Here is a 13,395-nt window from a genome sequence, read left to right as displayed (position 1 = left end):
CATCTTTTTTTATTTTAGTGGTCTTGACAGAAAAGGAGTTGCATAGGAAACTAGAGATACTAAATTAGTTTCCATAGGGAGGACTGGCATTGCGTGAGCGCATCTTAGAGAAAGCCTATGAATTGATTCAACGCTATGGGCTGCGGGGATTTACCATGGACGATGTGGCCGGGGAATTAGGGATTAGCAAAAAAACAATCTATAAATTTTTTGACTCGAAACATCAATTGATCAGCCAGTTGGTGGACAGCATCATCGAAGTTGAGAAAAGAACCTTTAAAGAAGCGATGAGCCGGCATTCCACCTGGCAGGAGAAATTTGAAGCCATGCTTACGGTGTATACCCCAGAGGATATTCCTTTTCGGCTGGTGGATGAGCTCTATCGTTATTATCCCAAAGAAAAAGTCAAGATTGAAAAAATGGCTGAGTTTCGGCGGGAGATTTTCTATCCGCTGATCCAGGAAGGGCAGGCTATGGGGAAAATCCGTCTGGATTTTAATCCAGATATCATCGTGTCCATGATTCATAACCTGTTCATGACGCCGGCTGATTCCAAATTGCTGGAGTCCCAGGATATCACCGTCAAACAACTCTTTGAGCAAATGAAAAATCTATTCTTTTATGGGATTCTTAATCATGGGGAGGATAAGGATAATGAATAAGCGTATTGGAGTGCTCATGCCGTCGGTCATGCTTTTAACCCTGACCCTGATCTTGGGAGGATGTACAAAGGAGGTGAATGTAACATCTCCAGAAAAAGAACAACTGGTTCAAGTACAAGAAGCGAAAGAGGAAGCTTTTCCGGTGGATCTGCGCTATACAGGACTTACCTCCTCCGGGGAGGTAAAAAAATATAGTTTTAAGATTCCAGGTAAACTCACGGACATCGCTGTGGAAAAGGGTGCCTTTGTGAAGTCGGGTCAAAAACTGGCTTCCTTGGACACGACGGAGTATGGGTTAGCTGTTCAAGCCTCCCAACTCAATGTCACCAAGGCGGAGAAAGCCTATACAGAAGCGCGCGATAATTATCAGAAGTTGGAACAGCTCTATGAAGCAGGTGCGCTGCCGGAAGCGGATCTTATAAAAGTTAAGCTGGATTGTGATGTAAAAGAAGCAACCTTTAATCAGGCTAAGATTGAACTGGAATCCAAACAAATTCAGCTCAATGACGCTCAGCTTTATGCGCAGGGTGAAGGCTATGTGGTGGATATTCTTTTCCGGGAAAGTGAAAACATCGCCGCCGGATATCCTGCGGTGGTGATTCGTTCCCCTGAACAGAAAGTAACGGTTGGCCTATCTCAAAATGATGTTCACAAGGTAAAAGTGGGGGATACGGTGGAAATCACTGTGGATGGCCAAAAGACTAAGGGGAAAGTCGAACGTCTGGAAGCCGTTCCTGACTCCCAAACACGGACTTATACTGCTGAAATCCTCATTACTGAGCCCTTCCCCAGTGACTCCTATTATCTGGGAGCCACAGCTGAGGTAAAATTCGCTCAGGGAGAAGCGCCCGGGATTTGGGTTCCTTTGGCTTGCATCCTCAATGATGGGCAGGATTATGTTTTTATTGTTGAAGAAGATCGGGCGGTCAAGAGGAATATTAAGTTAATGGATGTACAAGGGTTCAACGTCCGGGTCGAGGGATTGAGTTCAGGGGAGCGTTATGTGTTTAGCGGGATGAAAAGTTTAAAGGAAGGTCATAAAGTCAGGATTCAAAGTGAGGGTAACCCCCATGAACAATAAGAAAGGAATAATTTATCACATTATCCATAATTGGCGCTTTACTATTTTTTTCACTATCTTAGCCATTGTTTGGGGGATCTACAGCTATTATATTGTCCCCAAGCAAGAGAGCCCGGATATATCCGCTCCTTTTGCGGTCATTACCACCATTTATCCCGGAGCATCCCCTGAGGACGTGGAAAAATTAGTGAGCAGGGTGATTGAAGATGAAATCCGGGAAGTTCCAGGTTATAAGAGTTCTCATTCCATAACCAAAAACAGTCTCTCAGTCGTCGTGCTGGAACTCTATAATGATGTGGATGTGAAGGATGCCTGGAACGAGCTGGGGCGGATTCTCGATGGAGCCCAGGGAAAAATTCCTTCAGAGTGCTTTGACATCGAGATGGATACCAAACTCTCCGAAACAGCAGGGATGATTATCAGCCTTTCCGGGGAGGGGTATACTTATGAACAGCTTGCCGATTACGCCGATCAAATTAAAAGCAGATTGGCCAAGATTGACGGAATCTCCCGCTTTACCGTAGCCGGTGTTCAAAATAAAGTGGCCCAAATTGAAGTGAAGACGACTGAGTTGAATAAGTACAATCTCTCTCTTACCGAGCTGGTGTCATTAATTCAAGCACAAAACCTGCAAATTCCCTCAGGATCTTTAAGTAATAATCGGGTGAAGATCAATGTCAGCTCCCCCGGACTTTTTACATCACTCAGTGATTTAGAGAATATGATCATTGATGTATCCGCTGAAACCGGGGCCCCTATTCGCCTGAAGGACCTGGCAGAAGTTCGCTGGGATATTGAGGATTCCAGCTATCAGCTCAAGCATAACGGGCAGAATACCATTATGTTGAGCGGTTTTTTCGAAGAAAATCGCAATATCCTCCTTATTGGTGAGGATGTCCGCGCTGAGCTGGATCGACTGAAATCCGAACTGCCCGCGGAATTAATCCTTGATGAGGTGGTTTATCAGCCGACGGATGTAGAAAAGAGTGTAGCTGAATTCTTTAAAAATCTATTGGAAGGCATGGTTTTGGTACTGATCGTGGTATTTTTGGGAATGGGCTTTAAGAATGCTTTAGTAGCTTCCACAGCAGTTCCTCTCTCGATTATCATCACTTTCATAGCTATGTATCTTTTGGGAATACAGCTTCAGGAAATATCCATTGCCGCCCTCATTTTAGCCCTGGGAATTCTTGTGGATGATGCTATCGTCATTATCGATGCCATTCAAGTCCACATTGATCAGGGCTTCGAAAAGATGGAGGCCTGTATCCGGGGGATGAAGCAGTCCGTGATCCCTGTCTTTTCAGCCACCTTGACCATTGTCGCCGCCTTTTCACCGATGCTCTTTGTTCCCGGTCCGGCTGGAGAATTTCTGAGATCTTTGCCTCAGACGGTTATAATTGCCGTGACCGCGTCCTTTTTAGTAGCCATTACCGTGACCCCTGTCCTGGCTTATTTATTTTTTGACAAGCTGAAAGGTGAGGATGACAAGCGGACTCTCCTGCGCCGTGTTTATGGGTACGCCTTGCGGGTGGGTATGAAATACAAAAAGTCCACCGTGTGTGCCTTGGTCTTACTCATCGCCATAGCTTCTTACGGTGCGTTCCAGCTTCATATCGAATTCTTCCCCAAAGCGGATAAGAATGTTTTTTATATTAACCTCTATTCGGAAAGTGCCTCAGATATTTCGGCTACAGCCCAGCTAGCAGACCAGGTGGAAGGAATTCTTAAGGAAAATGAGGAGATCATGAGCTATTCCACAGCCCTGGGAGGTGGTCTGCCGAAATTCTATATCGCACTGCCCAAAGCCATGCCCTCTAAGGATTTTGCTCAAATCATGCTCAAAGTGGACTTGGCAAAAGGGAAATTCAACAACAATGAAGACCTTGCCCTTCACCTTCAAGAGCAACTGGATCAGCGCTTAATCGGCGGATCTGCCGATGTATTGCTTCTGGAAAAGGCTCTCCCGGGAGATCCTCTAGAGGTTCGGGTCAGTGGGGAAGATCCTCTGCACGTAAGGGATGCCGTGGCCTTAATTCGCCAGGAGCTTGAGGGGATTCCCGGGGCGATGAAGGTGGCGGACGACTATGTTGCCGGTGAGTATGAATTTGTGGTGGATGTGGATACAGAGCGGGCCACGACTATGGGCATTACCAACTACGACATCCAAAGACAGATCAATATTGCTTTGAGCGGTACTGAAGCTTCCTTATTCCGCATCGCCGGCAATGAGTATCCGATCATGGTCCAAAGCGATGTGAGCACCAAAGAGGATCTGGAGAACTTGGGAATTAAATCCTCCCTAACCGGGAATAAGGTTCTCCTTAAGCAGTTAGGGGAAATCCATCTTCAATCCACAGTGCCTACGATTAATAAGTACGATGGAGTCCGGGCTGTCACCATTTCCGGGAAAGTGCAACCTGGGTTCAGTGCCGTAACCATTGAAAACACCCTGAAACAACGATTGGCCCAATCCGGCTTTGACTTCTCCGGGCTGACGGTGAGTTATGAAGGAGAAGCTAAAGATATCAAGGATAATTTCGGGAATCTGGGAACCACAGCGATTTTTGCCTTGTTCCTTATCTACGTGATTCTCATGATTCAGTTCCGTTCCTTTTTGCAGCCGGCTATTATCTTCATTACCATTCCCTTATCCATCATCGGAGTAGTAGCGGGGCTGATGATATTTGCCCAGCCCTTATCCTTTACTGCGTTAGTAGGGGTGGTAAGCTTGATGGGCCTGGTCATCCGCAATGCGATTTTACTGATTGAGTTTATCAACCTGGCCCGGGAAGAGGGAATGTCCATCGATGAGGCCTGCACTTTTGCGGTCAACCGCCGCTATCGTCCCATCATTCTGGCAGCTGTGACCACAGTTATCGGCCTGGTTCCTCTGGCCTTTTCAGGAAGTGATCTGTTCACACCTATGTCCGTAGCCCTCATGAGTGGGTTATTGATTTCCACACTCTTTACCTTGATCGTGGTTCCCATAATGTACAGCATTCTCGTCCGGGAAGAGAAAGGAATAGCCCCTGGTGCTCCTTCTGCCGGGAAAATAGAGAAGGGTCAAAGTATCTAAAATCTTGGATGATAGGGGTCAAGAAACCGCTGCCGGAGGACAGTGTTATTCCTCAGGCAGCGGCTCTCTACTCCTCTTCCCCGGCAGCCAGCAATGCTTCGCTTTCCTCAACGGGTAGGGTCTGAACATCTTTTAGTTTTCTGCCGATGGACCGCGACTTACGAGTCGCGGTCTCTATAGTATTGCTGGCTTCCTGGAGTTTCTTTTGGGTCTTCTCCAGGATCTCCGTGAATTTGCCAAACTCAGTCTTTACCGCACTCAGGAGATTCCAGACCTCACTGGAGCGTTTTTCAATAGCCAGAGTCCTGAAGCCCATCTGGAGACTGTTGAGCAGAGCGGCCAGAGTTGTAGGGCCTGCTATAACCACCTTATAATCTCGTTGCAGCAATTCACAGAGTCCGGGACGGCGGAGAATTTCGGCATAAAGACCTTCAATAGGGAGAAAGAGTATGCCGAAATCCGTAGTATTCGGAGGATCCACATATTTTTCATGAATGGATTTGGCTTCCGTTTTGATACGGTATTCCAGAGCCTTCTCCGCTTCAGAGATACGGGGGAGATCCCCCTGCTCCTGAGCATCCAGCAAGCGGTTATAATCCTCCACTGGAAATTTGGCATCAATGGGGAGATAAACGATACGATCATTTCTGTCTTTAGCCGGAATATTGATGGCGAATTCCACCCGATCCTTGCTGCCTGCTTTGGTAGCAACATTAATAGAATATTGCTCAGGTGTCAGGATCTGTTCCAGCAGATTCCCCAGCTGAATCTCTCCCCAGGTTCCCCGGGTTTTTACATTGGTGAGGACTTTTTTTAAGTCCCCCACACCGGAAGCTAAGGTTTGCATTTCTCCTAAACCCTTGTGGACTTGTTCAAGCCGGTCGCTCACCATTTTAAAGGACTCACCAAGACGTTGTTCTAAGGTATTTGTCAGCTTCTCATCTACGGTGACCCGCATTAATTCCAGCTTTTGGGCATTATCCTGCTGAATAAGCTGAAGTCGCTCCTCAACGGTTTTGCGCATATGCTCAAGCTTTTGCTCATTGGTCTGGGAGAGGTTGTTGAGCTGCTTGGAGAAGATATCCAGTTGACTCCGCTGGAGAGTGGCGATCTCCGACATTTGGGTAAGCTGTGAGTCGCTGAAACGTTTTAAGGCATGACTCATTTCTTCACGCCCTTGACGGAAGTTGGTATTATTCTCTTCCCGGTTGCGGGCAAACTCCTCTTGAAAAAGACGTTCCTGCCGTTCTAGGTTCTTTTCCAATTGTGCCATTTGGTTTTCCAGGTTTTGCAATTGAGAGTGAAAAGGGTGGGTAGAGTTCTCCCGTTGGAATTTGGAAAACTGTATAAGTACCAGGATAAGGATGAGGATGGTCAAGGCAGCGAGAGCGCTGTTCAATAGAGGCAAAAAGGTCATTGATGATTCCTCCCGATTGTGTGAAATGGTCATGTCGTGAAACTTCCTTTATTTTAACATAGTAAAGGAGATATTACTGATGATAAGATAGTTTTTCAAAGCTTGACCTCTGACCAAATTTGATTAAAATATTTAATAGATACTATTGGATTAATATGGAGGGTTTAAACAATGAGTCAGATTGAAACCAAGGAGTTCCAGACAGAGATCAGGCAGCTGCTCGATATTGTCATTAACTCCCTTTATACGGATCGGGAGATTTTTTTGCGCGAATTGATTTCCAATGCTGCTGATGCTTCGGAAAAAGTAAGGTATATGCAACTATCCGGGCAAGAAATCAAGGATAAAGAACTTTCCTTGGAGATTCGCATTACTCCTGATGAAGAGGCCAAGACCTTAACCATTGCGGATGCAGGTATTGGCATGACCAAGGAGGGCTTAATCGAAAACATAGGGACCATCGCCCATTCCGGCTCTAAGGCTTTCGTTCAGCGCTTAGCTGAAGCGGGGGATAAAAAGGATGTGAACCTGATCGGTCAGTTTGGTGTAGGCTTCTACTCCGCTTTCATGGTGGCCGATAAAGTATCCCTCACCACCCGGTCCTATGAACCTGATGCTCAGGGCTACCGTTGGGAATCCGATGGAAGAGGGAGTTACAGCATTTCTGAAGAAGTGGATCTCCCACGGGGAACCAGCATTACCCTTCATCTTAAAGAAGATGCTCATTCCTTTGCCCAGACCGATACCGTGAAGCGCATTATTAAGCAGTACTCCAGTTTTGTGCCTTATCCCGTCTATGTCAATGAGGAAAAGATCAACACGGTCCAGGCCTTATGGACGAAAAATAAGAATGAGATTTCAGAGGAAGAGTACACGGAGTTTTACAAGTATATCGCCAATGCCTACGATGAGCCCTTAATGAAAATGCACTTTTCCTCGGATGCTCCCATTAATATTAATACCTTGATGTTCGTCCCCAAATCAAACCTGGAGAAATTCGGCTTTGGACGGATGGAGGCCGGTGTAAACCTCTATTGCAAAAAAGTCCTCATTCAGGAAAAAGCGAAGGACATCCTGCCGGAGTGGCTGCGTTTTGTACGAGGAGTGGTAGACAGCGAGGAACTTCCCTTAAACATTTCTCGTGAGACCATGCAGGATAGTGCCTTAATTGCCAAACTGAATAAGGCTGTGACCAGCCGCTTCTTAAAATACCTGGATGACCAGGCTAAAAATGAACCTGAGATCTTTAAGGAATTTTGGAATGAGTTCAGTATTTTTCTTAAAGAAGGAGCAGCCAACGACTTTACCCATCGTCAGGAGATCCTGAAACTTCTGCGCTTTGAGTCCTCGAAGACGGGAGAAGGGGAATTGATTTCTTTAGGGGATTATGTGGGCCGGATGAAGGAAGGACAAGAAGCCATCTATTTTATCAATGGTCCGACCCGGCAAATTATCGAAGAAGGCCCTTATTTGGAGGTCTTTAAGAATAAAGACTATGAAGTGATCTATACCTATGATGGAATCGATGACTATGTCTTTGATATGATCAGGGAATATGATGGCAAACGTTTGCTCTCTGCCGATCATGGAGACCTTAATCTGACCGATGAGGATTCTGCCTCGGAAGAGGAAAAGCTTCTATCTGAGGAGGAACTCAAGGAGTTTAACGGCTGGCTTAAGGAAGTGCTGGGGATGAAAGTGACGGAAGTCCGTGAATCGAAGCGCTTGGTAGACAGTCCCGCCATTATCCTTAGTCATTACGGCACTCATAGCATCCAGCGGATGATGCAGATGATGAATAGGGATATTCAGGATGTTCCCGCCGGAATTCTGGAGATTAATCCTAAACATGCCCTGATCCAACGTCTCAACGATTTAAGAAAGAACGAAGATTCCTTTGCTCCCCTGGCTGCTGAACAACTTTTTGCTAATGCACAAATTGCAGCGGGAATTATCGTGGATCCCCGGAGTATGGTCCATCGGTTAAATGAAATACTTGAGAAAGCCTTAAGATAACCAACAAAGTGCACAAGGAAGCGCAGCAGTGACGAGACTGCTGCGCTTTTTCATTTCTTTGGGGCTTTCTCAGGCAAAACTAATGAGAAGGGATGAACATTGATTCCACTGACTGCAAAGGAAAACTAATCTGAAATAGAGTGCCCTCAGAACTGGAAGTAACATCGATCTTGGCGTTATGGGATTTCGCTATTTTATAACATATGGACAGTCCTAATCCTGTTCCATTTTCCTTTGTGGTAAAGAATGGGGTGCCAAGTTTCTCCAATAACTCTTTGGGTATGCCATGGCCCTCATCTTTAATGGATAGGATTACACTATGGTCTTTTTTATAAGTTTGGATCGTTAGGCATCCCCCTTCAGACATAGCATCAAGGCCATTTATGCATAAATTTAAGACCAGCTGGGTAATGTCCTTGGGGCTGAGTTCGATATCAGGGATATCCCCGGGGGTAAAGCGGATTTGTTTATTTTGCGTGAAAGAATCGGCCTCAATGAGTGGATGTAAGTTTTGTAGTAATTTATTGAGGTTGAGGATTTGATAGTTGGGTTTATTGTTCTTAGCAAGGGTTAGAAATTCTTTGAGTATGGAATTAGCCCGGTCCAATTCCTCAATCATGAAATGAAGGGTCGATTTTTGCCCAATATCTTGGGATTTTTCATCCATGAGTTGAAGATATCCACGGACAGTGGTCATGGGATTTCTTATTTCGTGGGCGATACCGGCAGCCATTTGACCAACCAAGTTAAGGCGGTCCAGTCGGATCATCTCCGTATGCAAGCTTTTTAACTCCTTAATATCCGTGACTGACATTAAGATGCATTCCTCATGGCCCAGCTGGATGGTTTCAGCTGAAATTGCCGCAATGCTGACTTTGCTTCCCTCCCTTTCCAGGGAGATTTCCAAGTTGGCAAGGGTGGTCTCAGCGAAGTAATAGTTATTGTTCTCAGCATAGGCGAGGACTTTTGTCCAATCTGCTTCCGAGAATCCCACTTCCATAGGGGTTTTGCCGATAACATCTTTGTCGGGCAGCCCCAGAAAATTCATAAAGAAGTGATTGATTTCTAAAAATTGATGATCTGATTTTCTAATTATGGAGAGGCCAACCGGTGCAAATTGAAAAATTGTATTAAAATCTTTATAAGCTGATTGGATTTCTTTAAAAGGTTCATGTAAGTTTTTTATCAGTATGTTTTTGAGGATATAGGTATAACCCAGGAATTTAAAAATATGTCCGACCAGATTATCGCTGTCGTAGGGAGTATGGTATATTGTAAAAAATAATTCACAAATCAGGAGCAAAAGCAAAGCATTGGAGAGATTGGGGCAGTTTTCTGCCCTTTCAAGGCGAGATTTATAAATCAATACAAAAAATGCTATAAGATTCAAACTGCCTGCCAGAGACTCAACAAAGATCTTAAGTGAAGTGACACCATCGGGGAGCAGCATGGGGGGCAAATAGGGTCCCCACTTCATAATAACAATCAAAGCGGTCACTAAAAAGGCAGATCCGAAAACCATAGAAACTCTTTTTTTAGGAGCCCGATTTAAGATGTAGATCAAAAGGCCACTTGACTCAGTCAGGCGGGCGGTTAAGGAAAAATAGATTGACCTTGCTCCTGTCGTGTTGAGAAACATGCCATTATAAGTTAATGTATGCAGTAAATCGAATAGGCCGACCGTAATAAAAAAGATTCCAAGAAGATACTTTCGATCCGACTTAGTGTAGGGGTAAGAGGCTAAGCATTGTAAGCCGATAGTAAAGGATACGATAATGCTGAAGAACTCAAGAAGAGTATGAAGGAAAAGGAAAGATTCGGATGGGATAACCCAATGAGCGCCGGAATAAAATAATCTACTGATGAAATAAAGCAGTCCGATTACTGCAATGCTGTAATGCTTCAGGGTTTTCCGCAAAAACAAAATACAAACCTCCTATTCTTAATATTTAGTGAATAAATTTGCAAGATAAGGCCATTGATTTTATAAAATTATAAATATTCTTGATATATTTCTATAAAAATACTAATTATCCTGTCATTTAGCTGTTTTATTAAGGAAAATCTAAAAAAATAATTTTCTTAAAAGGAGAATGATTAAATCTAACGAAATCTAATAAATTAAGCAAAACTGGAATCTCTGGCAAAGATTCTGTAAACACTAATACAACAGCAAGAAAGGACGTGAGGTTATGACCCATTGGAAAAGCGGGACACGCCCCTTAAACTATTATGTAAACCCTAGTGATCCCCGCAATCTGAAACAGAAGGAAGAGGATCTGAAAGAGCTTCCTCAAGAATATCAAGATTTTTACAGGGAGGTATCTCAATTCGTACCTTATCAACGGATTTTTATTGATCCTCTCTATACTTTGGGTTATGGAATTGATGCGAGTTTTTATCGCCTCATTCCCAAAATAGTGATTCGGGTCCTTGACGATGCAGAGATGGGTGAGATTCTACGTTTATCTCAACGTATGAAAATAGCTGTCACCTTCCGTACGGCAGGTACCAGCCTTTCCGGACAAGCGCTTACCGACTCTGTTCTTTTGGTTCTGCAAGGTTCCTGGCGACACTATAAAATTCATGACCACGGAAAAAAGATCAGCTTAGAACCCGGTATTCTCGGCGTGGAAGCCAATCGCTATCTCCGGTCTTATAAACGTAAAATCGGCCCGGATCCTGCTTCCATTGATCACTGTATGATCGGTGGAATTGCTGCCAATAATGCCAGCGGTATGTGCTGTGGCACATCAGATAACAGCTACAAAACCGTGGACGAAATGCGGATCATCTTCGATGATGGAACCGTGTTGGATACAGGGGATTCCTCATCACGACACTACTTTATGGAACGCAAAGGGGATCTTATTCGGCAGATCGAAGAGATACGTGATGAGATCAATGCTGATCCTGATCTTGTGGCCATGATCAAGAAGAAATATAAGATAAAAAATACCACAGGGTATAGTATCAATGCTTTCGTCGATTTCCAAGATCCTATTGAAATCATTAAGCATGTTCTCATCGGTTCGGAAGGGACCTTAGGTTTTATCTCTGAAATTACATATAAAACGGTCATAGACTATGACCATAAAGCTTCTGCATTGATTATCTATCCGGATATGGATCATGCTTGTCGTGCAGTCATGAAGCTCAACCGGGATTTGGTGGCCGCTGCTGAGATGATGGATAGAGCTTCCTTGCGCTCCGTGGAAGATGCTCCCGGAATGCCGGATTATCTGAAGACCCTCTCCGATACGGCGACAGCCCTCTTAGTGGAGGTCCGGGGAGCAAACCCTGAGGAGCTGGAAGAGCGGATTAAAAAAGCTACCGCTGTATTGGAAGATATACCCACCATATTCCCGGTCAGCTTTACGGCAGTAAAATCAGAATATGAAACCTACTGGAAAATTCGTAAAGACATTTTCCCCGCTGTAGGGGGTGTGCGTGCCCAGGGAACAACGGTTCTTATTGAAGATGTGGCCTTTCCTTTGGAGCGCTTAGCTGAAGCTACTGCTGATCTGCGGAACAGTCTTAACAAATTTGGTTATACCGACGCCATTATCTATGGACACGCCTTAGACGGCAACTGGCATTTTATATTCACCCCTAAGTTTGACAGCGATGAAGAGATCGCTCGTTATGAGGGATTGATGAATGAGGTCAATGAATTTGTCGTTAAGAAATACAATGGTTCTCTGAAAGCTGAGCATGGAACAGGCCGCAACATGGCCCCCTTTGTGGAGTTGGAGTGGGGAAGCAAGGCTTATGAGCTCATGAAACGCATCAAATCAGCCTTTGACCCCAATAATCTCTTAAATCCTGGTGTAATTATTAATGACAATAAACATGTCCACCTTGAGAATTTAAAGGCCATGCCTGCCTCTCATGAAACGATCGATCGCTGCACCAATTGCGGATTCTGTCAGGATATCTGTCCTTCCAAGCATCTTACCACCACGCCCCGGATGCGTATTATCCTGCAGCGGGAGATCTCTCATTTGAAACGTACCGGAATAGAGCCCGAACGCTTAAATCGCTTTCTTAGAGATTATGATTATGCCGGCAATGCCACCTGTGCTACGGATGGATTATGTGCTACATCATGTCCGCTGAACATCAATACCGGGGATAACACCAAATACTTACGCTCTCAGGCTATTACCCCGGCGACCCGCAAGATAGCCAAGGCACTGGCCAAGAATATGAACGGAGTAACCGGTATAATGCGCTTTGGCTTAGGTGCTGTGGATGGAGTTCATGGCTTTTTAGGTACACGGATTTTTGGAGGTATGGCGAGAACGGCTCGCGATGTGTCCCAAAGCAAGATTCCCTTATGGAATGAATGGATGCCCAGCAAAGGAACGGGCAAGGTTAAGCCTCGGCCGCCTCTTCCCTCGGCGCAGCAGGGTGAAGCGCTGAAAGTCGTGTATTTCCCCAGCTGCATCAGCCGCTCCATGGGGCCGGCTCGTAAGGATAGGGATCAAAGACCTCTTAACGAAGTGATGTGCTCTCTTCTCGCTAAAGCGGGCTATGAAGTGATTATTCCACCGGGATTGGATAAGCTTTGCTGTGGAATGCCCTGGGAGAGCAAAGGATTTTTCGATATTGCCGATGAAAAAAGTGCGGAATTGGAAGAAGTTCTTCTCCAAGCCAGCAAGAATGGTCAATATCCTATCGTTTGTGATACCAGCCCCTGTCTTTACCGTATGAAGCGAGCCTTTAAATCAGGTATAGAGCTTCATGAATCCGTGGAATTTGCCCATGACTTTTTATTCCATCGCTTAAAGATCAAGAAAGTACCGGAAACTGTTGCAGTTCATGTTACCTGCAGCTCAGTAAAAATGCGTTTGAGTGAAAAGTTCAAAGCGGTTGCCGAGGCTTGTGCTGAAAAAGTAATCTTCCCTGATGATGTCCATTGCTGCGGTTTTGCCGGAGATAAAGGGTTTACCTACCCGGAGTTAAACGATTCCGCTTTAGCAGGGCTAAATAGAGCCATACCGGACAACTGTACCGGAGGATACTCCAACAGCCGGACTTGCGAGATTGGCTTATCCGCTCACAGCGGCATAAGCTACCAATCCTTGATCTATCTGGTGGACCGCTGTTCCAGTTCTCTAAAGTAAAAAGTCTGGAC

General features: G+C 45.1%; 7 protein-coding genes. 5 read left to right on the top strand and 2 right to left on the bottom strand.

From position 1 onward, the window contains the following. Window positions 1–89 precede the first annotated feature (89 nt). From DESDE_RS13115 to DESDE_RS13105, 3 genes are read left to right on the top strand one after another with little or no spacing between them, the layout of a single operon-like run. Entirely contained in the window at window positions 90–662 is a 573-nt protein-coding gene (locus DESDE_RS13115) for a TetR/AcrR family transcriptional regulator (protein ID WP_014794496.1), read from the top strand. After that, window positions 655–1,743, top strand: a complete 1,089-nt coding sequence (locus DESDE_RS13110) for an efflux RND transporter periplasmic adaptor subunit (protein ID WP_014794495.1) — start codon at window positions 655–657, stop codon at window positions 1,741–1,743. The genes DESDE_RS13115 and DESDE_RS13110 overlap by 8 nt, the downstream gene beginning before the upstream one ends. Then, window positions 1,733–4,822: an efflux RND transporter permease subunit gene (locus DESDE_RS13105; RefSeq protein WP_014794494.1), complete on the top strand. Its 3,090-nt coding sequence runs from the start codon at window positions 1,733–1,735 to the stop codon at window positions 4,820–4,822. Before DESDE_RS13110 ends, DESDE_RS13105 begins: the two co-directional genes overlap by 11 nt. 67 nt (window positions 4,823–4,889) lie before the next feature. On the opposite strand, the gene DESDE_RS13100 is transcribed toward DESDE_RS13105, so the two are convergent. Beyond that, on the bottom strand, window positions 4,890–6,239 hold the full coding sequence (locus DESDE_RS13100) for a DNA recombination protein RmuC (protein WP_014794493.1): 1,350 nt from the start codon (window positions 6,237–6,239) through the stop codon (window positions 4,890–4,892). A 171-nt stretch (window positions 6,240–6,410) separates the two neighbouring features. Between DESDE_RS13100 and htpG the strand changes: the two genes are divergently transcribed. Continuing rightward, window positions 6,411–8,255, top strand: a complete 1,845-nt coding sequence (htpG, locus tag DESDE_RS13095; RefSeq protein WP_014794492.1) for a molecular chaperone HtpG — start codon at window positions 6,411–6,413, stop codon at window positions 8,253–8,255. A gap of 79 nt (window positions 8,256–8,334) precedes the next feature. Here htpG and DESDE_RS13090 read toward each other — a convergent pair whose 3' ends face one another. Next, complete coding sequence (locus tag DESDE_RS13090; protein ID WP_014794491.1) at window positions 8,335–10,179, bottom strand: MASE3 domain-containing protein; 1,845 nt, start codon at window positions 10,177–10,179, stop codon at window positions 8,335–8,337. Window positions 10,180–10,447: 268 nt separating this feature from the next. On the opposite strand from DESDE_RS13090, the gene DESDE_RS13085 reads away from it, so the two are divergent. After that, window positions 10,448–13,384, top strand: coding sequence for an FAD-binding and (Fe-S)-binding domain-containing protein (locus DESDE_RS13085; protein ID WP_014794490.1), 2,937 nt, complete (start codon window positions 10,448–10,450; stop codon window positions 13,382–13,384). Window positions 13,385–13,395 lie beyond the last annotated feature (11 nt).

It is taken from the genome of Desulfitobacterium dehalogenans ATCC 51507 (assembly GCF_000243155.2).
GTDB lineage: Bacteria > Bacillota > Desulfitobacteriia > Desulfitobacteriales > Desulfitobacteriaceae > Desulfitobacterium > Desulfitobacterium dehalogenans.
Note: the sequence above shows the minus strand (reverse complement) of the source record. Positions and strands in the feature narration are given on the sequence as shown.